The organism is Delftia tsuruhatensis, assembly GCF_903815225.1.
GTDB classification, from domain to species: domain Bacteria; phylum Pseudomonadota; class Gammaproteobacteria; order Burkholderiales; family Burkholderiaceae_C; genus Comamonas; species Comamonas tsuruhatensis_A.
Genome location: NZ_LR813084.1, coordinates 3,417,150 through 3,435,730 on the forward strand (window position 1 = coordinate 3,417,150; position 18,581 = coordinate 3,435,730).

Below are 18,581 nucleotides of genomic sequence, written 5' to 3' on the forward strand. Positions count from 1 at the left end.
CCCTCCCTCATATTTTTGGGGTGCACCACGCGGCTTTTTTTTCCCTTCCTGCCATGCCTGTGGAGAAGGGCACGCCTGATTGCAGCAGGCACTCGCAAAAATGTTTCATCTTGATACAAGGCTGCCGATAACAAGGACAGTCTGTCATTCAAGGGGAGAGAGACATGAAGCGATGCATCATCAAAGTGGCCGGCGCCTGCTACACAGCCTTGTTTCCCAGCACCTGCGCCGCAGTTGCCGATGCTATGGCGCGCTTTCCAGGCGCCACCAAGATCAGTGTGCGCATTGCCTGAAGTGAAGCCAGCCTTTCGGAACCTGTGCGGCTCCTGAGGTTCAAACAATACGCATGCCGTCATCCAAGTGTTGCGCGGCAGTGTAGGCTCACTTTGCCAGAAGTCCTTGCGGATTCCTTTATATTGGCAGATCAACATTCATCGATATTCATGACACACGACTACAAGACCCTGCTGCAGCAAAAAGCCGAGCTCGAAGCGCAGATCGCCGAAGTGCTCAAAACCGAGAAGTCCGGTGCCGTTGCCCAGGCACGGGCCATCATTCAACAGTACGCCTTGACCGAGGCCGATGTCTTCCCCTCGGCCCGCGCCTCCAAGGCGGGCACCCGCGTCGTCGGCATTCCCAAGTACCGCGATCCCGCCTCCGGTGCCACCTGGACCGGTCGCGGCAAGCAGCCTCGCTGGATTGAAGGCAAGGACCGTACCCCTTTCATCATATGAAGGGGTTAGCCCCCGCACCTGCAGCAGCCCGGCTGCGACCAAGCCCGCCAAGCGCGGGCTTTTTGCTGTCCTCGCCACTCTTCTGGCTGCTCCAGAAACTCGGGTTAACCCTATTGCTCGGAAGTTACAAATTCTTCAATGTAGCTGTCGATGTGCAAACCATTGAGGCCGGCATGTTTCGGAGCTCAAGGGTTCATGACAAGGGCAACAGCAGGTATCCCCGGGGAACTGTCCTACATCCGGATCCTCCAAAGACACATTGGATGCGCCACGACATCATCGGCCTTGCTGGTGCATCCAGAACAGACAACGGCCTGCTTCGCTATGCGGTGCAGGCCATCACATCGCCACGAACTGTTTTCAAGCCGGGCCAGGGAGACTATCTCCTCCCTCCCTCTCACTGACTTACCCTGGCACGCCCGCAAGGGCACCGGCTCTTCTCTTCACGGACGCGTCCCCAGGTCGCTCCGTCTTCGCAGCGGGCGCCCTTGCTGTCAATGGCTGGTCGACCACAGGCTCTTGAGGCCCTCGACGGCGCCCCCACCGACAGTGCAGCATCGGGTCAGCGCAGCGCAGGCACGGCCGCGCCGACCTTGAAAACGGCCACCATGCCCGACAGGCGCTGGGCCTGTTCGCTGAGGGCGGCCGCAGCGGCGGCGGACTCCTCCACCAGGGCCGCGTTCTGCTGGGTCATCTGGTCCAGATGGCTCACGGCCTGATTGACTTGGCCGATGCCGTCGCGCTGTTCGGTGGAGGATGCCGTGATCTCGCCAATCATGTCCGAGACCTTGCGCACGCTGGTCACGATGTCATCCATCACCTGGCCGGCCTGGGCCACCTGGGCAGAGCCTTCCTGCGCGGCATCCACCGACGTACTGATCAGGCCCTTGATCTCCTTGGCCGCTTCCGCACTGCGGTGCGCCAGGGCCCTTACCTCTCCGGCCACGACGGCGAAGCCACGGCCTTGCTCACCCGCTCGGGCAGCCTCGACGGCAGCATTGAGCGCAAGGATATTGGTCTGGAAGGCAATGGAATCGATCACTCCGATGATGTCCGAGATCCGCCGCGCACTGTCGCTGATGCGGTCCATGCTGGCCACCACATGGCCGACCACGGCACCGCCACGCTCCGCGGCCTGGGCCGCACTGCCCGCGAGGTGGTTGGCCTGCCGGGCCGTGTCGGCCGCCTGACCTACGGTCGCGGTGAGCTGTTCCATGCTGGCTGCCGTCTCCTCCAGATTGGATGCGGTCTGCTCGGTGCGCGAAGAAAGGTTGTGATTGCCCGCTGCAATTTCAGTGGATGCCGATGAAATGGAGTGCACGCTGTCACGCACCTCCGTCACCAGGCCACGCAGTCGCGCGGCCATGCCGGAAACGGAGCGCAGCAAGTGTCCGAATTCGTCCTTTCGGCTGTCTTCGGCAGAGACCGTGAGATCACCCTGTGCGATGGCATCGGTGAGCTGCACCGCCCGCTCCAGAGGACGGGTGATGGCGCGCGTCAGCACGAACGCCAGCAACAGCCCGACCAGCAGGACGACGCCCTGCACGGTCCAGGCCAGCACGGCGGCCTGCTGGCGTGTCGCCTGCGCCTGGTCGCGCGCCACGTCTCTCTGGCTGCGCTGCAACTGAACGAAGACCTCCAGCGAATCCACATAGCGCGCAATCGCGCCCAGGTAGCGCTGCTGGACAAAATCCCTGAAGGCAGCTGTGTCACCGGTGAGCTTGATCTCACGCGCCTGCTTGTTCAGCGCCAGCACCTCTGTCCGTATGGCGGCGATGCGCTCGAGCGCTGCCTTGTCGGCCTCGCTTGCCCCCTTGACCACTTCAGCCTGCAATTGAGTGATCAGGCCGGAACCATCCTTGACACGGCCATCGAGCAGCCTGGTCAACTCCTCGTCGGTGGACGCATTGCTGGCCAATACCCGCTCGCCCGTGGTCTCGGTCGCGCCCTTCCACTGGATGGCCAGGCTGATGCGATTTTCATATTCGGACAATGTGCGCATGCCCTGGTCCATGGCGCGGGCTGCGGCGAACTGCGCCCACAGCGAGACTGCAAGCATCATGGCCAGCAAACCGCCCAGCGTTCCCCAAAGCTTGGCGGACACGCTCCATTGATCAAATTTCATTCGTAGAACTCTCGTCGGAAAACAGAACAGAAGGTGGAGGAACAAGCAGCCCCCAGGCAAGCCCGAGGCTGTTGTCTCGAAAGACGCCCCATGCCAGGCATGGAAGCGATCCGGAAAAGATGATGTGTTCTTTCGTCAAAAAAGCCCGGCACTTTAGCTCATCCGGGGGTAGGTCCGATATCGCCTTGAGGCCCCAAGGACGCAATATCACCGGGCAGATACGCCAATGCCCGCTGCACCGGATGCACAATGGTCTGCCTGCATGTTTTGAATCAGGCCCACCCTGTTTCAGGGCCTCCTCCGGGAACCGTCGCCAACGGCACGCAAAAAGTGCATCACACGCTGTGAATGTGTCCCTAGATACCGACCGCCTCTATGTCCTGATCGCCCCATTGAGCATCCTGCTGCTCGGCGGCACGCTGGCCGCGTGCTGGCTGGTCCAGCGACGCCAGCGTTATCTGCTGTGGATCGCCGGAGGCTACGCCCTGGTTGCACTGGCCCTGGCCTGGCAAAGCCTGGTTCCACGGGAAGAACTGCATCGCTGGGCCGTGGCCACGGGCGCCATGTATCTGCTGGGCACCTGGTGTTTTGCGCGCTGCATGGCGGGCCGCTATGGCGTGTCGGCCTATCCCATGCTGGGCTTTCTCATTGGCGGTGTCGTCCTCGTCGCACTGTTCTACTACAGCCGCGTTCAGGTCGACCTGTGGGTGCGCGTGCACTGGCTGAACGCGGGCCTGGGCCTGCTTCAAATGCTGCCGGCACCGGGTATCTTGCGGCGCAAACCACCGCGTGACTGGCTGGAGAGCATGCTCTACTGGTCCTACGTGGTCTTTGCCGCCTACACGGTCGCGCGGCCGCTGCTGGTGCTGGCGCTGGGCAGCGAGGACCTCGACGAGATCACGCGCTCCATCTACTGGCTGGTGACATTGGGCAGCACGCTGGCGTTTGCCCTGCTGTTCACGCTCATGCTGCTGGCATGCACCGTGCGCGATGTGTTCACCGCGCTGCGCGAAGAGCGCAACCGGGACTCGCTGACCAACCTGCTCAACCGTCGGGCCTTCCAGGAGGCCGCCGAACTGCGCCTGGCCAGTCCCCAGATGGCACCTGTCTCGGTGCTGATCGGCGACATCGACCACTTCAAGCATATCAATGACACCTGGGGCCATGACTGCGGTGACCGCGTGCTGCAGGCCGTGGCCAGGACTCTGACACAGCATGTGCGCAGCGACGATCTGGTATCCCGCTTCGGCGGCGAGGAGTTCGTGCTGCTGTTGATGCGCACCACCACCGACGAGGCAGAACGCGTTGCCCAGCGCATCCGGGCGCAGCTGAGCGCGGATGGCTATGTGCTGGCCGCCGGCCAGCGAGTGACCATCAGCTTCGGCATTGCCCCCGTGGGCACCAACACCGCCTTTACCGAAGCACTGACACGGGCAGACAACCTGCTCTATGCCGCCAAGCAGGCCGGCCGGGACCGCATCCATGTGGATCCTGAAACCAGGCAGCAGGTATCGCTGACGGCATGACCCGCCGTGGCACCGGCCCGGCGCCCTCCTGGGAGCACCGCTGCTGGCGGCGTTGCGCCAGCCATCCGCGCGGCGGCAGCCTCAGGCGCTGCCCGAATGCCTTGGAAACTGTCGATGCACATGCAAAGACCTGTTCACCAGCCATGCCAAAGTTGCCTTCGACATGCGCGTGGATTTCCCGGTGGTGAAGCTTCGCCGATCCGCCCATGCCTGGGACGGGTCACGCACAGCCTCCCGACGCCTGGCGCATAGGCCCCATGCTCAATCCTCGTTGGTCCATTCCACGCGCGCACCCAGGCTGCGCAGGTTCTCGACAAAATGCGGATGCGCGCGGCGGATGGGCGTGGCGTTGCGGATTTCAGAGCGGCCTTCGATGCTGCTGGCCACCATGAACAACGCAATGGCCACGCGGATGATGTAGGGGCTCTCCACCACAGCCGGCGTCAGCGGGTTGCCCCCGAAGGTGACCACACGGTGCGGATCGGAGGAAAACACATGGGCGCCGAACTTGGACAGCTCTCCCGTCCAGCCCAGCGCTCCGTCATAGATCTTGTTCCAGAACAGCGCATTGCCCTGGGCATGCACGCCCAAGGCGATGAAGATAGGCAGCAGATCCACCGGGAAATAGGGCCAGGGCGCCGCCTCGACCTTGGTGAGCACATTGCTGGTGAACGGCGTCTGTACCTTCAGCGGCCCGTTGCGCAGTGCGCGCGACCAGCCGTCCCGATGCTCGACCTGGACACCGAACTTGGCGAAGGTCCGATCGATCAGGGGAAAGTTGCCTGGCGTGCTGTTGCGGACCTGCACATCACCACCCGTGATGGCACCAAGAGCGAGGAAGGTGGTGATCTCATGGAAATCCTCCTCGAACGTGAACTCGCCCCCGCCCAGCGCAGTGCCACCGCGCACCGTGAGCCGCGAGGTGCCGATGCCGTCGATATCGGCGCCCATCATGACCATGAAACGGCAAAACTCCTGTACATGAGGCTCGCAGGCGGCGTTGGTCAGAACGGACTCTCCCTGCGCCGCGACAGCGCACAGCACGAAGTTCTCCGTGGCGGTGACGGATGCATAGTCCAGCCAGTGGCGTACGGGCATGAGCGCAGCGGACCGGCGGATCAGCAGCGAGCCGCTGGTCCGCTCCACCTCTCCGCCGAAGGAGCGGAAGATGTCCACGTGCGGGTCGATCTCGCGCACACCCAGCGTGCACCCCTTGACGTTGTCCTCCAGGCGGGCAACGCCGAAGCGCGCCAGTAGCGGAGGAACCAGCATGATGGAGGAGCGCATCTCCTCGGGCAGGCGGTGCGAGGACGCATCGAAATGCGTGTCGCGGTGGTGCAGGCGCAGCGTGCGCGTGTCTTCGTCCAGCCGCACCTCGCTGCCCAGCGTGCGGAAGATGTCGAGGATCTTGCGCACATCCGTGATGTCCGGCACCCCGTGCAGCAGCAGCGGCTGATCGGTCAGCAGCGTCGCGCACAGTATGGGCAACACGGCATTCTTGTTGGCGGAGGGGACGACGCGGCCGCGCAGAGGCGTGCCGCCGTGGACGATGAGGTTGGACATGGGGATGCAGCAAAGGCAGCGGTGGGACAACACCCGATTCTAGGGTTGCCGGACCCTGCCCCGACCCCGACTCAGGCCCCGGGAAGGCGCTGTTTCAACAGGTTGCCTTTGAGGACAGCCTCAGCTCGTGACTTCAAGGCCTTCCCGGGCATAGACGATGAAGCCACGATGCTCGGCAACGCGGTCATACAGGGCACGCCCAGCCTCATTGGACGCCTGTGTCTGCCAATAGACCCGGCGCGCACCGGCTTGTGCCGCCTGCGCATAGACGGCCTGTATGAGCGATCTGCCTATGCCCTGTTTGCGCCGGCGCGTGTCGGCATACAGGTCCTGGAGGTAGCACACCGGCTCCAGCCGCGTGGTGCTGCGATGGAACAGGTAATGGGCCAGCCCTACCAGCTCGCCCTCGCTTTCGGCCACCAGTGCGAAAACCGGCTCCAGGGGGTTGAGGAAGCGCTGCCACGTCGCCTGGGTGATCTGGTCGGGCAGAGCCGTCTCCCCGCTTCGACCGTAAAAGGCGTTGTAGCCCTGCCAAAGAGGAAGCCAGCCAGGCTTGTCTGCCTGGGTAACGCAACGGATCTGAAGAGGGGCGATGGCGGAAGGCATGTAACTCCTGGCTGGATGCGGGTTGATCGTCTGATCAGGAAATTCTAAGGAAGCAGCAGCCCCTGTGTCAGGCGGTTTGCTTTGCCTCATCGCCGACAACATCCGCGCCAGACACAGACACACCGTATCGAATTGGCCTACATGCAACCTCAAACCTGACCCGCACCGCAACACCGTGCAACGAATTGAAATCACTGGCATCAAAGTGGCGCTTGCGGGCAAGCGCTTGTGCCGAACCTCTTCGGAGATACAAGATGCGTCGAATCGTTCCTGCCGAGACTTTCAACCCCGACCCGGATGCGCGCTACCACCGCAGCCTGCTGGAGGCCTTTCCCGTTCGCGGGAGCTCGCAGCTGCTGCTGTTGCAGTCGCGACCCCGATCCTGGCGGCGATGCCTGAGCGCCATCGGACAGATGTTTCAGGGCCGCCGGGGCGATTGAGGTCAGGGAGCACGCAATGCATCACATATTCCTCGTCTTTCTCTGGTCCGCGATGTCCGCCCTCTCGTTTGCCATAGCCCTGCTGGCCAGCCCGATTTTCCAGGGTGGAATCTGATGAGCACGTGCCCGATGACACCATCGCTGAGACCGGATTTTCCGAAGAACGGATTTTTCTGACTTGACTGCCATTCATCGTCGCTTAGACTGGCGCCGCTTCATTGCACTTTCAGGGAGTCACTCTTGAAAAAAAGCAGATTGCGAATCCGCCCCCTCGCGGGCGCCATGTTGCTGGGCCTTGCCGGCACGGCCGCATTGTCCGGTGCTTTGGCATGCACGCGCCTCGTGTTTCTCGGAGCCAATGGCCAAGTGGTGACGGCCCGGTCCATGGACTGGAAAAGCGATATCGTCAGCAATCTCTGGGTACTGCCCCGCGGCATGGAGCGCACAGGGCAGGCCGGCCCCAACTCGCTGCGCTGGATCTCCAAGTACGGCAGCGTGGTCACCTCCGGCTACGACGTCTCCACCACGGACGGCGTCAACGAGGCGGGCTTGAATGCCAACCTGCTATGGCTGGTAGAGTCCGAATATCCGGCGTTCGGTGCCGACAGCAAGCCAGGGCTGACCATCGCGGCCTGGGCCCAATACGTGCTCGACAACTTTGCCACGGTGCAAGAGGCCGTTTCGACCCTGGAAAAGGAGCCTTTCACCATCGTCTCCGACAACGTTCCCGGAGAAAATCGCCTCACGACTTTGCACCTGTCGATGTCGGATGCCAGCGGCGACAGTGCCATCATCGAATACATCAACGGTCGGCAGGTGATACACCACAGTCGTGAGTACCAGGTCATGACCAACTCTCCGGTATTCGAGCAGCAACTGGCACTCAACGCCTACTGGAAGCAGGTGGGCGGCACCACGATGCTGCCCGGCACCAACCGTGCCGCAGACCGGTTCGCCAGGGCCTCTTTCTATGTCGACGCCATCCCCAAGAGCCAGGATCCGAACAAGGCTCTGGCCAGCGTCTTCAGCGTGATCCGCAACGCTTCGGTTCCCTACGGGCTCAACACACCGCAAGAGCCCAACATTTCATCGACACGCTGGAGAACCGTGTTCGACCACCAGCGCAAGCTGTACTTCTTCGAATCAGCCCTGACCCCCAATACCTTCTGGGTTGATCTCAAGGTCCTGGACTTCAGCAAGGAATCAGGCAAGGTGCTCAAGCTGGACCTTGGCCCGGACCAGAACCACACCTTCTCGGGAGATGCCACGCGCCAGTTCCAGCCCTCCGCGCCCTTCAGGTTCCTCGGGATTGGATGAGCACATGACCACCAGCCCGGCCTCGGCCAAGTCGATGACAATCTATGTCAATTCATCCATAGCCCAAGGCTAAGGTAGGCCGATAATTCCAGCATTCGTGTGAAATGTGAGCAGGGGCGCCTTGATGGCCGCCCCATGTTGCTGGAGGATCGGTAGATGAGCGCCCCCGAAATCGAGGCCATAGATGAGCGGCTGAGGAAGCTGCGGGCCGATGAGGCGCTGGCGACGGAGCAACTGCGGGAAGTGCTCGCACGCAGGGAACAGCTTGAGCATCGCCGGGCCATGATCCAGGGAGCCATACAGGTTCTCGAGGAGATGCGCCGGGAGCTTGCGCAATGAATGGGCGCAATTCCTCTGCCGCCCAGGCCCCGTCCTCCAACCAGCCGCAGCCAGGCTCCGCGGACTGGCTGACAAGAATTGCAGCGCTGGACTCCGTGGAAGCACCGTGCATCCGCCAGCACTCGCGCGCTCGCACGAAATGGCATGCAGCAGTCACCATTGCCGCGACCGTCATATTGATCACGCTGCTGGCCACCTCGCTCGCGGTTGCAGCGCAATTGCTGTGGGCGGCATAGCAACGGAACCAGGTCGTCAGCACTGTGCGCTCAGCCACAGCCGACTTCCCCCATCCTCACAGATACGCCACCTTTGCTCCTGGACACGGCACCGACGCACTGGCGAAGCAGACCTCGTGCGACACCTCAGCGAGGCTCCGGCTGACCCACGCCTGCACGGCCGCCCGGCCCAATGCCATCAGGAACAGCAACGCAAAGGAACATCATGCGCAGTCCCAAGAAAGGCCGCGAGCCGATCAGGCTCTCGGACCTTGCCCCTGCCATCGTCTGCATCCAGTGCGAGCAGGAAAAGCCCGCCGCAGGTGCCCGCCGTTTCCACTCATGGCATGTGTGCCGCGACTGCTCGCAGAAACTGGCAGAGCTTCCGTCGGCCCCTGCTTCGATGACGCTGCCAGTACATTGACGACTGCCGCTGCCCGGCGGCCCACTGCCGGCTCGACGCCCACAGAGGCAGGCATCATTTCAGAGCTTCACCGCACGTGTCGCGATGGACAGTGGCAAGTAGCAAGCGACCGCCAGGCGCTGGGAATGATGGTGCATGACTTGCTGCCCCATGCCCCTGTGGATCGCCGTGGATGCGAATGACCCCTCGTCCTTCATGCCCTTTGACCAGGGCCACGTGGATGCGCTTCTCGCGGATCCGGCATGGCACGGCCACGCCATTGGCACCTCGCTGGTTCGGCATGGCCGTTGCCCCCTAGGAGGACCGCCGATGACAACGAGCACAATGACCGGGTCATCGTGTCCTTCGAAAAAATGGATTCATGCGCACAGGCCGCTCACCCCCTTGACGGGCAAGGGCGGCCTTGACCGCTCATCCATCTGCAGCACCTGGTAGCTCCTTCTTCGGCTTGACCCAGACGCTGCAACCAACTGGCAGGAATGCACAAATGCTGCCAGCCTGGATCAGAGCCTCATCCTTGAGCCCCCATTCGCAAAGGTCGTCGAGAATCGCTGTACACCCTCACAGCCTGTCAAAGACTCCATATTGTTGGCATGCACACCAAGACATAGCATTCAACCACCTGAAACGGTGTGGAGATGTCATGGCAGATCCCGATGAACCCCGTGAACTGCGCTCACAGAGCTGGCTATCGCTCAAGGGCGTTGATGTGCCTTCGCTGGACATGGGCCCAATCTGTGCGGTTGTCGTATTGCTGTTGACTAGCGCGGCAGCGATGACCATGCTGCTCAAGACTTGGAAAGAGCAGCCGCGGGAGCAGCTGTACAGCAGACACGCCTTTCTCGCCGTTGGCCGGCCACATCCACAGCAAGGCTCGATGGCCGGGGTACAGAAAGAGCAGCAATGGGCACCGCCGCTTAGAACGGTTTCAAGCAGTGAAACGCTTCTTGCCAGCAGATAGGCCGCTGCCAGCCTGCCGCCAAGACACAGGACGTATCCGCTCAACGCGACCCGCCAGGACGCAGGGAGGGGCTTCGTGGATGGTCTCAGCTGCGGGAAATGTATCCCGGCCGACACGCCAACTCCATCAACGAGCAGCACCTCCAACCTGCTGACCCACAAAGAAAAAGCCCGCAACTGCGGGCCTTCTTTCAGATCTCGAACGCAGTCCGGTCCTTGCCGTTGATCCAGTTCGGCGGCTTGCCGCGGCCGGTCCAGGTAGCGCCCGTGGCAGGGTCGCGGTACTTCGCAACGCCCACGCTGCCAGAGGCCTTGCGTTTGCCGGCGCCGAACAGGTCCTCCTGCGTCAGTTCGTACTGCCTGACCAACTCTCGCACCTGGGCAATCGCGGTTCCTTTTTCGACTTTCAGGACCTCAGCAATCTTGGCTTCGATCTCGGCTCTCTGCTGGAGGAGCGTCTTGTAATCAACTGTCATGGCTTTCTCATGGGTTGTATGCTAGCGATATGACATTCTATGCAGAAAATGACGTCTGTCGGATATGAACCATGACGATGGAGGGGCAGGAGGCAAGTCCAGGCCGGTTCAACGCCCTACCGCAAGCAGGGTCATGCACTTGCAGCGCATGGCCGGAGTCCGTCCAGACAACATCGACATGCGCAGAAGTCACTGCCGGCGGAGCCTGTCGTGCCGCACACCGCAAGACCACAAAGTCGATGCAGCCAGGCAAAAAAAACGCAGGCAGCATCAATTTTTCAAGATCACGGCACTCATATATTCTTTGATGTCTCGAAAATCCTTGTAAGTCCAGGCATGCGGTGGCAATTTGATGGCATTCTCCCTCAAGGTTTTCGGCATGAGATCTCCGTTGGGGCAGAGCATGATCGAAGAGACGATCACACCTGGATAATCATCCAACCTGCGCTTGAATGAGGCAGTTATGAGATCAGGGGTTGGCGGGATGCTCTTATTCGCCAGGCACTTGGCGGCTTTCATAGCCTCCCCGTGACACATCGCACATCTTGCAATAAAAATCCTCTTGCCGTTGATGTCATCTCCCGAAACCGTTCATCACAAATAGCATCAGTGGCATCGATATAAAATCAAGACACAAACACCAGGCTATTTTTTGAATTTCACAACACCTCCTGAAATTTAAAGGAAAATCATGAATTAGAACTCAAAGCATTTGAGGAGTTCAGCCATCTACCAGCTTCTTTCCATGCACCACAAGACGTTCCAGGCTGGACCCACAAGCCTTGCCAACTTCGGCTTTTGGACCGCACTCAAAGCGGGCATCAAGCTGCTATGGCAGCGATGCGCCTGTTGGGGCCGATGAGCGCTCGGATACGGCTCACGGCACAATGCAACGCATGAGACTGATTCTGCTACTGGTCATTGCCGCAACCCTGGCTTACGGTGCGGCCCATGTTTCCACCATCCGTCTGGGTGAGCGCGCCACTGGCGGCTACGACGGAAAATCAACGGCAACCCCGGAAGATGTCTTGCGGGCCGAGCAACTGGCCAGAGAGGCAGCGGAGGCAGCTACCAAGGCCAGCATTCGCGCGGCCGAACAATGAAGGCCTTCTCTTGCAGGCATCTTTCTCATCGGATCCAACCTTCTGCCGCACTCCCCCAATGAAAAATTCAGGACAGGGGCATCGCTCCTGATCACGGAGCGCGCCGGAGGTGGCTCATGTACCATTTCCCCCATAAAATCATCATTGCCGGATTTCATGCGGTCTATCACCGCCCTCACCGTTCGGTCCTTTGCGGCACCTCCGGTATTTGCACTCGATTGCGCTTCAGCGCAAAAGGACCTGGAGTATGTGGCCGGCATCCGCTCGTTGAGCGACGATCAGAGTGAGGAATCCGCTGGGTTGAAGGAGATCACTGCTGGGTTTACAACGGCGCCGCCGATTGTCTGTCGATGCTGCGCCGCGAACTTCGCTGACGGCATCCTTCCGCAGTTGCTGTGCGGCCTTACCTCGTTGTAGTCGATCTGCGAGCCCGCAATCTCAAAGCGCGCCCACATCCGGCTTTGGAACCAGTGCTCGTCAGGCACTCGTCACGGAACTTACCGTTGAAGCTCTCGATATAGGCGTTCTGCGTGGGCTTGCCGGGCTGGCTAAGGATGTGGCGCACGCCCTTGGCCTGGGCCCAGGCCATGCAGGCCCTGGCTCGTGAACTCTGGCCCATGGTCGGTTCTCGCTGCCTGCGACCAGCCTCGCAACCTGGTCGAGCGCGTGCACGACTTACTGGCCGCCGATGCCTTGGTCAACAGCGATGTCCACGCACTCGTGGCTGAAGTCGTCCATTACGGGCAGGCACTTGATGTGCCGCCCGCTGGCCAGGCTGTCGCTGACGAAGTCCATGTTCAAGACCACATTGATGGTCCGGCACTCGTGCAACAGCACGCGCTCGAGCTTCAGGCGCCGCTTACGCAACGACAGGTCAGGCAAGCCCGAGGATCCGGTACGCGCGCTTGTCGTTGGTCTTGTTGCCCGCAGCACGCAGCAGGTCGCCGATGCGTCCGTACGTTCATGGGCCAGTGCGCCGATGCACTGGCTCTTCATCTGCTCGTCCGTGCACCTGCCCTTGCGCATCGCGCTTCCCCTCGGTTGCGCGGATTCCCCATTGCCTTGGCACGGCTGGCGGATTGCAGGTCAGACAAGCACCGCAGGCTTTTCCGATAGGAAAATCACAACAGCAGATATGTAACTTCGCAACAACAAACGGGGCACTTCACGCTACCATCTCTTTCCACTTTACGAAAGAGAGGGAAGCTTGAGCAACAACCTGCTCGAATGCTTTCTCTACCAGAGCAAGCTCGCCCCCGGCGTCGATGTCACCTGTGTTGCGCAGATCGTCAAAGCAGCCCGGATCTTCAACAATTCGGCACAGATCACCGGTGTCCTGGTTTTCGACGGCGAGTGCTTTTGCCAGTACATCGAAGGACCAAGCCATCCGATCCAGGCCTTGATCACCTCTCTGGGGCGGGATCCAAGGCACGTCCAGTTCACCCCCATGCTGCACCGCGAGCGAGAAACACGCCGCCGCTTCGACAGGTGGACCATGGCCTATGCGGTGGTCGATGACGTAGAGGTTCTCAGCGACTTGGCCACACTACCCGGCGGCCCCGCGCTGGATCTGCTGCAGGAGCTCATCCCGCAGCTTGATGCAGGTTGACCCTGCCCCGGTTGCGGGCAGATTTTCTCGCACCCACTTCAAGACATGGGCAATGCGCATGCCGGGCGCTTTGCCCATTTGACGTCTCCCCGAATTCCTTCTGCCCCGCTGCACGCTGCGCCGGATCCGTCCCCGTGATGTTGATGCGATTTTCGCCGGGCTTTCCCACCCCCAGGTGGTGGCGCACTATGGCGTGCGTTACGACAGCGACAGCATCGAGGCAACGGGCGAGCAGATGCGCTGATACGACGCAGTGCTGGAAGAGCGCCAAGGCATCTGGTGGGGCATCGCCCTGCCAAAAAGGGACGAGCTGATCGAGGCCTGTGGCTTCAATGATTGGTCCCACACTGATCGCCGTGTGGATATGGGCTACTGGCTGATGCCGGAACACTGGGGGAAGGGGATGATGCAGGCCGGCCTTCCCGTCATCCTCCACTTCGCCCACATCGTGCGCAACCCTGCCCTGTGGCCGGTGCGGCCTACGAAGTGGACAGTGAGCAAGGCGTTCAAGGCTGGGGCTCGAGCAGCCGGCTACAGCCATGCCCGGCTGCATGACCTGCGGCACAGCACCGCCAGCGAGATGATCAACGCCGGCGTGGACCTGCACACCGTGGGCGGCGTGCTGGGCCACAAGTCGGCAGTGAGCACGAAGCAGTACAGCCACCTGGCGACGAAGACGCTGAAAAGCGCGGTTGCGTTGGTGGGGAAAAAAACCGCACAACGGGCAAGAAAAAAGCGGCCTGAACGCCGTTTCCGCTACATTTTCGATAGCAAAGAAAAAGACCCCGTATTGCTACGGGGCCTTGTGATCTTTGGTGGGTCCTGCGAGATTCGAACTCGCGACCAACGGATTAAAAGTCAGGCTCACAATTCATATAAATCAATAGGTTACGTGAATTTTCGGGAATATTCACTAAAACTAGCGCAAGCACAGATGCGCCCCGCAGGGGCTTATTCCCGCACCCACAACCCTTGGGGCGGGTCGAAAAGGAGTATTCCTAATCATCGAACTGAGAATGCAAACTGACTAGCCGCTGAGCCAGCGTTTCGGCGTCGTGACGCATGGCACAGAGCGACGTGGTGCCGATGCAAACATGGCCGTACCAGATGTTGTAGCCATCAAGGCCTGGCAGCGTGCCGACAGCGCATTCGCGGATGGCGCCCGAGATGGTGGCCGCCTGAAACTCTGCGACCTCGGCCCGTCCATCAAGCACGCGTGCTGCGTACAAGCCAGGCTCCTCCTTGTCGATGTGGAGCGTATAGATCATGGCTTGCGGCCTGGCACCAGTTGAATTGATCCCGTGCCACGCTCGCGCCGCGGCGAGATCCAGTAGACCCACAGCCCCCGTGCCCACGCGCAGGCATAGATGATCGACACGACGAAGATGCCCCACTGCTCGGCCTGCCAGCTGGCATAAAACCAGAAGGGCTGACCGACCATGCCGAACACAGGTGCCCACTTGCGCGAGCCCTCTCCCCGGGCCTGGGAGAGCCAGGCCGCCAGGGCGCCCAGCAGGGCAATTGCGATCTGATCAAAGCTCATGGCTGCATAGTACGTGAGACGGAACGTGTGCAAACTATGAGTGGCCCCAGCACTATCTAGCGCACGAGGGCGCGTTGCTCAGATGACTGACATTTCTGGTTACTGCTTTTTCTGAACTGTCAGGGACCCATCGGCCTCCAGGAACATGCAGCGGATCTCGGATTCCTCGCAGTCCACCTCGCGCAGCGCCTTCTCGATGTCGTTGCGCGACACCCGGTGGCTCTTGCGCGCGCCCTCGAAGATCCTTCCGTCGCGCCCCAGCAGCACAGCCTCGCCCTCCAGCAGCCTTTCCGCACCACGCCAGCGCGCCGTCACGAAACCTACGGCCGTATTCAGCCCGATGAGGACCACGCACACTAGTAGTCCACCGGGCAGGGACTGGTCCGAACCCGTCATGGAAGGCCCTGCCGCCTCACTCACAAGCATCACTACCAGCAGATCGAAGGGCGTGAACTGGCCAACTGTACGCCGCCCCGTCAAGCGCATCATCAGCAGCAGCAAGGCATATACCGCGAGGGCGCGTACGGCCAATTCAAACGGATGGATGTCCAGATTCCACATACCAACGCTCCTTCAATTCCGCCCTGCCCAGGGGCTACGCGCCGAAGCGCGCACTGAACACTTGAAGGCCTGCCTCAACTGCCGCAATGCCTGCTGCCGCCGCGCAGGCGTCTCGGCCGCCGTGCAATCGCTGGGCACCCAGACCTCGTAGCCCGACATGCGTGCATCCGTAGCCGTGAGCATGACGCACATGTCCGCAGCAAACCCTACGATGACCAGCCTGCGCGCGTGCATTCTGCCCAGCAGATGCAGCAGCGGCGTGGAATGAAATGCCGAATGCTGGGGCTTGAGAATCACCAGATCCTCCGCATCGGGCGCAAGCAGCCGAGCGATCTCACCGCGCTCGTCAGCCAAACCCTGGCAGGCGGCAAGAATGTCGCTGAACTCGCTGTGCCAGGTGCCGTAGTTGTCGTTGGCATAGATCGTAGCCACGCCCTTTTCACGAAGCCTGGCCTTGAGCCGCACAATGCGCCGGGCAGCCCGTACCGCTTCCTGCAGCAAAGGCCCGGCATTGGGAAACTGAAGCGGGTTGATGACATCCACCAGCAACAGCACCTCCGCGCTGTGAGGCACTTGCGTGGGTTCTAACCACCTCGGCCTAGGCATCACAGCATGGATTCGCGTTGCTGCTCCGCTCGAGATGCGCCGATGGCAGTTTCAACCTGCTTGACCTCTTCAGGGGGAGGCAGGACTGCTGGCATACCCAAGCTCTGTATCCACAGCTCGCGGCACCACCCCTTGGTGTGATACAGGTGATGGTCTTCGTCCTTTTCCACTCGAGCGTGGGCCTCCTTGAGGGCCTTGCCCGTTTCACCTGTAGCCACCTCCGCGACCTTGCCCAGAAGCTCCCAGTTGGCGTGGTCCTTGGTCTCAGCGTGGACCACGCACTCGCACGCCACGAGTTGCGCAGCGGCCGCATTACCACCCCTGAGAGCCAGCTCCATCGCCTTCACCAGCGATGATCCAATGTGCTTCACGACATCACGGGAAGGCGAAGCTTCGTCCGGGTTGACCCCTAACAGCTCACATGTAGTGCGCACCACGTTCTGGTGGCTGAGCGTCTCTTCGAGATACTCTTCCCATTCCTTTTTAAGGTCATCGTTCAGGGCACAGATCAGAGCAGTTCTATACACCTGCTCACCTCCGAGTTCCGTTTCCATCATCTGCAGCAACAGATCTTTGAGCTGAGAATCGTCATATCGTGGTTTAGCCATTTGCCTACTCCGGTTTACAGTTGCGGTCCGGCGATGGTCGGCCAACCTTGGCGCTTGGCGCGTAAGCAGCAACTGAAGGGTATGTAGTGCTTCTCGAAAGTTACGTGTACGTCCAAGACCGTCAAAAAATGGCGGGCGGACGGCACAATGGCTGCATGAGATTCATCGTGCTACTGATCATCGCTGCAGCGCTGTTCTACGGAGCGTCTCGGATTTCCCACATACAGATCGGTGAGCGCGCCACAGGCGGCTACGACGGCACATCAATGACGCCGCAGCAACGGGTAATCCAGGCCGAGAAAGAGGCCCGAGAGGCTGCCGAGGCAGCGCGGTCAGCGGCGATGAGGCAAGCCGAGTAGCACCAACGGCGCGGCCAGCAGCGAGCACAGTGATGACCCCAATGCATAAGCCCAAAACTGGTGCATAGCATTCCCCAGTTGCCTGCACATGGAGTGGCGCAATGGAAGATAGGAAACTGGACGGAGAGAAGGTTGAGGACGGAGAGGCGAGCAGCGCCAATGTCACCGTGGGCTTGGCTGCCCTGGCGCTGCTGTTGCTTTCTGTGGTGTTGGGTGTGCTGACGCTGCTGGTGCGCGGGTAGCCCAGAAACGACGAAGCCCGCCCGGGGCGGGCTGTTGACTATCTCGCGCTCTTAAGAACCTCGGTCAATAGTTTCACGACAGCGCTACTAGGAAGCATGTCGCTCAAATCGTCCTTCTTGTCCCCGCCGACTGATTTCCCTGCGCCCTGGTATGTCTCGCCCCTCATACAGACAGCCTACTGGTACATTGCCGCCAGGAGGTTCTACCTATGAGCGCCCCAGACATCAGAGCGTTGGAAGACATGCTGGACCATCTTCGAGCGAAGAAGGCATTTGCAGAGGCCCAGTTACAGGCTTCCGAGGTAGAAGACCGGGAGCTCTCACTGGATCTGCGCCGCATTGAGGGCCGAATCGAGGTGCTCAAAGAAATGCTGAAAGATCATGAGCGTGGTCAGCGATGAGCGGCAATCGCCGCCCTCTACAGTTGCTCGTCAATCAGATAGCTTGGGCCACGCATCCCGCATCAGCGCTGCGTCAGCGGCGTGGCCATCAGCCGCTCGCGCGAGGTCTGCACAGCACTCACCCCAGGCATCAAGTGCCTTCGGTCGGGGTGGTTTCTGCCGCGGCTTCGGCAGGTTCGTGCCTTTCGGCTTTCTGTGCCATTTGACCTGCAGGCACAATGTGGTGGTAAGAAGCGGAGGGAAGCATGAGTGATTGGGACTTTTTGCATGAGATGCGTGATCGCGGGTACAGCGCGGACGACATCGCTGACGCGGCTGGTAGTGGCGCCGCGCCCTGGGAGTGGGAGTACATTGACCGACAATGGGCAGAAGTTCAGCTTGAGAATGAGCCAGCAGAGGGCGCTTCCTCAGTCCAGCCCATTCAGAGCCGAGCGGGCTTCCCGTTCAGCATCCTGAGGCAGACGGAAATCTTCGAAGATCTGGTTGATTGCGCGGCACGCCACTTCCAGAACACGGGGCGCTATCTACAGGTATGGGGCGAACTCGGGGAAATCTACGCAGAGATCAAGTTCGGGCTTCGCCGCCACGCGACACATGCGCCAGGCTCGGATGGCACGATCAATGGAAGGCTCGTTGAGGTGAAGACCATCTCACCTGAGAAGAACAGTGACCGTGTACTGGTGAAGAGTCAGGGCGCCTTTGAGCAGTTGCTGATCGTCCGCATTGATCAGGACTTCCAGTTCCAAGGCAAGCTTATCAACCGCAGCGAGCTACAGGGCGGGTCGGGCAAACATCTACACGGGCGGATGAACTAGCACCCTGGC

The 18,581-nt window shown here is 60.9% G+C and carries 25 protein-coding genes; 13 read left to right on the forward strand and 12 right to left on the reverse strand.

Annotation, left to right across the window (positions count from 1 at the left end; translation table 11 throughout):
* The first annotated feature begins 164 nt into the window (after window positions 1-164).
* Entirely contained in the window at window positions 165-293 is a 129-nt protein-coding gene (locus L1Z78_RS27965) for a hypothetical protein (RefSeq protein ID WP_267966976.1), read from the forward strand.
* A 150-nt stretch (window positions 294-443) separates the two neighbouring features.
* Complete coding sequence (locus L1Z78_RS15395) at window positions 444-734, forward strand: H-NS histone family protein (protein ID WP_234637276.1); 291 nt, start codon at window positions 444-446, stop codon at window positions 732-734.
* 562 nt (window positions 735-1,296) lie between these two features.
* Here L1Z78_RS15395 and L1Z78_RS15400 read toward each other — a convergent pair.
* Window positions 1,297-2,859 (reverse strand): methyl-accepting chemotaxis protein, encoded by a 1,563-nt coding sequence (locus L1Z78_RS15400; protein WP_234637277.1) that lies wholly within the window; start codon window positions 2,857-2,859, stop codon window positions 1,297-1,299.
* 344 nt (window positions 2,860-3,203) lie between these two features.
* On the opposite strand from L1Z78_RS15400, the gene L1Z78_RS15405 reads away from it, so the two are divergent.
* Window positions 3,204-4,385 carry a sensor domain-containing diguanylate cyclase gene (locus L1Z78_RS15405; protein ID WP_234637278.1) on the forward strand — a complete coding sequence of 394 codons (1,182 nt, stop codon included), beginning with the start codon at window positions 3,204-3,206 and terminating at the stop codon, window positions 4,383-4,385.
* Window positions 4,386-4,646: 261 nt separating this feature from the next.
* On the opposite strand, the gene L1Z78_RS15410 is transcribed toward L1Z78_RS15405, so the two are convergent.
* Window positions 4,647-5,948, reverse strand: coding sequence for a UDP-N-acetylglucosamine 1-carboxyvinyltransferase (locus L1Z78_RS15410; RefSeq protein WP_234637279.1), 1,302 nt, complete (start codon window positions 5,946-5,948; stop codon window positions 4,647-4,649).
* A gap of 120 nt (window positions 5,949-6,068) precedes the next feature.
* Window positions 6,069-6,554 (reverse strand): GNAT family N-acetyltransferase, encoded by a 486-nt coding sequence (locus L1Z78_RS15415; RefSeq protein ID WP_234637280.1) that lies wholly within the window; start codon window positions 6,552-6,554, stop codon window positions 6,069-6,071.
* Between the two features lie 254 nt (window positions 6,555-6,808).
* Between L1Z78_RS15415 and L1Z78_RS15420 the strand changes: the two genes are divergently transcribed.
* From L1Z78_RS15420 to L1Z78_RS15435, 4 genes are all read left to right on the forward strand, one after another.
* Window positions 6,809-6,994 carry a hypothetical protein gene (locus tag L1Z78_RS15420; protein WP_234637281.1) on the forward strand — a complete coding sequence of 62 codons (186 nt, stop codon included), beginning with the start codon at window positions 6,809-6,811 and terminating at the stop codon, window positions 6,992-6,994.
* Window positions 6,995-7,276: 282 nt separating this feature from the next.
* A complete protein-coding gene (locus tag L1Z78_RS15425; protein ID WP_234642185.1) occupies window positions 7,277-8,311 on the forward strand; it encodes a linear amide C-N hydrolase in 1,035 nt (344 codons plus the stop codon).
* A gap of 156 nt (window positions 8,312-8,467) precedes the next feature.
* Entirely contained in the window at window positions 8,468-8,650 is a 183-nt protein-coding gene (locus L1Z78_RS15430; protein WP_234637282.1) for a hypothetical protein, read from the forward strand.
* A gap of 1,282 nt (window positions 8,651-9,932) precedes the next feature.
* Window positions 9,933-10,250, forward strand: a complete 318-nt coding sequence (locus L1Z78_RS15435; RefSeq protein WP_234637283.1) for a hypothetical protein — start codon at window positions 9,933-9,935, stop codon at window positions 10,248-10,250.
* A gap of 190 nt (window positions 10,251-10,440) precedes the next feature.
* Here the strand turns inward: L1Z78_RS15435 and L1Z78_RS15440 are convergent, their stop codons facing one another.
* Window positions 10,441-10,725 carry an H-NS family nucleoid-associated regulatory protein gene (locus L1Z78_RS15440; protein WP_234637284.1) on the reverse strand — a complete coding sequence of 95 codons (285 nt, stop codon included), beginning with the start codon at window positions 10,723-10,725 and terminating at the stop codon, window positions 10,441-10,443.
* 270 nt (window positions 10,726-10,995) lie between these two features.
* The gene (locus tag L1Z78_RS15445; RefSeq protein ID WP_234642186.1) at window positions 10,996-11,298 is read right to left on the reverse strand and encodes a cytochrome c; all 303 of its coding nucleotides are present in this window, start codon (window positions 11,296-11,298) and stop codon (window positions 10,996-10,998) included.
* A gap of 323 nt (window positions 11,299-11,621) precedes the next feature.
* Here L1Z78_RS15445 and L1Z78_RS15450 point away from each other — a divergent pair, with 323 nt between their 5' ends.
* The gene (locus tag L1Z78_RS15450; RefSeq protein WP_234637285.1) at window positions 11,622-11,828 is read left to right on the forward strand and encodes a hypothetical protein; all 207 of its coding nucleotides are present in this window, start codon (window positions 11,622-11,624) and stop codon (window positions 11,826-11,828) included.
* 403 nt (window positions 11,829-12,231) lie between these two features.
* Here the strand turns inward: L1Z78_RS15450 and L1Z78_RS15455 are convergent, their stop codons facing one another.
* Window positions 12,232-12,447 (reverse strand): integrase core domain-containing protein, encoded by a 216-nt coding sequence (locus L1Z78_RS15455; RefSeq protein ID WP_418921627.1) that lies wholly within the window; start codon window positions 12,445-12,447, stop codon window positions 12,232-12,234.
* Window positions 12,448-12,503: 56 nt separating this feature from the next.
* Entirely contained in the window at window positions 12,504-12,824 is a 321-nt protein-coding gene (locus L1Z78_RS15460; RefSeq protein ID WP_234637286.1) for a hypothetical protein, read from the reverse strand.
* Window positions 12,825-13,035: 211 nt separating this feature from the next.
* On the opposite strand from L1Z78_RS15460, the gene L1Z78_RS15465 reads away from it, so the two are divergent.
* Together L1Z78_RS15465 and L1Z78_RS28085 are read left to right on the forward strand one after the other, a co-directional pair.
* Window positions 13,036-13,437 (forward strand): BLUF domain-containing protein, encoded by a 402-nt coding sequence (locus L1Z78_RS15465; protein WP_234637287.1) that lies wholly within the window; start codon window positions 13,036-13,038, stop codon window positions 13,435-13,437.
* A gap of 253 nt (window positions 13,438-13,690) precedes the next feature.
* On the forward strand, window positions 13,691-14,464 hold the full coding sequence (locus L1Z78_RS28085; protein ID WP_326491946.1) for a GNAT family N-acetyltransferase: 774 nt from the start codon (window positions 13,691-13,693) through the stop codon (window positions 14,462-14,464).
* Here L1Z78_RS28085 and L1Z78_RS15480 read toward each other — a convergent pair.
* The 5 genes from L1Z78_RS15480 to L1Z78_RS15500 all read right to left on the reverse strand — a co-directional run bounded on the left by L1Z78_RS15480 (window position 14,436) and on the right by L1Z78_RS15500 (window position 16,755).
* Complete coding sequence (locus L1Z78_RS15480; protein ID WP_234637288.1) at window positions 14,436-14,705, reverse strand: hypothetical protein; 270 nt, start codon at window positions 14,703-14,705, stop codon at window positions 14,436-14,438. The genes L1Z78_RS28085 and L1Z78_RS15480 overlap by 29 nt on opposite strands.
* On the reverse strand, window positions 14,702-14,980 hold the full coding sequence (locus L1Z78_RS15485; protein ID WP_234637289.1) for a hypothetical protein: 279 nt from the start codon (window positions 14,978-14,980) through the stop codon (window positions 14,702-14,704). The genes L1Z78_RS15480 and L1Z78_RS15485 overlap by 4 nt, the downstream gene beginning before the upstream one ends.
* A 99-nt stretch (window positions 14,981-15,079) precedes the next feature.
* Window positions 15,080-15,541: a DUF421 domain-containing protein gene (locus tag L1Z78_RS15490; protein ID WP_234637290.1), complete on the reverse strand. Its 462-nt coding sequence runs from the start codon at window positions 15,539-15,541 to the stop codon at window positions 15,080-15,082.
* Between the two features lie 12 nt (window positions 15,542-15,553).
* Window positions 15,554-16,147 (reverse strand): cysteine hydrolase family protein, encoded by a 594-nt coding sequence (locus L1Z78_RS15495; RefSeq protein WP_234637291.1) that lies wholly within the window; start codon window positions 16,145-16,147, stop codon window positions 15,554-15,556.
* Window positions 16,147-16,755 (reverse strand): hypothetical protein, encoded by a 609-nt coding sequence (locus L1Z78_RS15500; protein WP_234637292.1) that lies wholly within the window; start codon window positions 16,753-16,755, stop codon window positions 16,147-16,149. Before L1Z78_RS15500 ends, L1Z78_RS15495 begins: the two co-directional genes overlap by 1 nt.
* 460 nt (window positions 16,756-17,215) lie before the next feature.
* Between L1Z78_RS15500 and L1Z78_RS15505 the strand changes: the two genes are divergently transcribed.
* The 3 genes from L1Z78_RS15505 to L1Z78_RS15515 all read left to right on the forward strand — a co-directional run bounded on the left by L1Z78_RS15505 (window position 17,216) and on the right by L1Z78_RS15515 (window position 18,572).
* Window positions 17,216-17,356, forward strand: a complete 141-nt coding sequence (locus tag L1Z78_RS15505) for a hypothetical protein (RefSeq protein WP_234637293.1) — start codon at window positions 17,216-17,218, stop codon at window positions 17,354-17,356.
* A gap of 209 nt (window positions 17,357-17,565) precedes the next feature.
* On the forward strand, window positions 17,566-17,757 hold the full coding sequence (locus L1Z78_RS15510; protein WP_234637294.1) for a hypothetical protein: 192 nt from the start codon (window positions 17,566-17,568) through the stop codon (window positions 17,755-17,757).
* Between the two features lie 245 nt (window positions 17,758-18,002).
* Window positions 18,003-18,572, forward strand: coding sequence for a hypothetical protein (locus L1Z78_RS15515; protein WP_234637295.1), 570 nt, complete (start codon window positions 18,003-18,005; stop codon window positions 18,570-18,572).
* The last annotated feature ends 9 nt before the right edge of the window (window positions 18,573-18,581 follow it).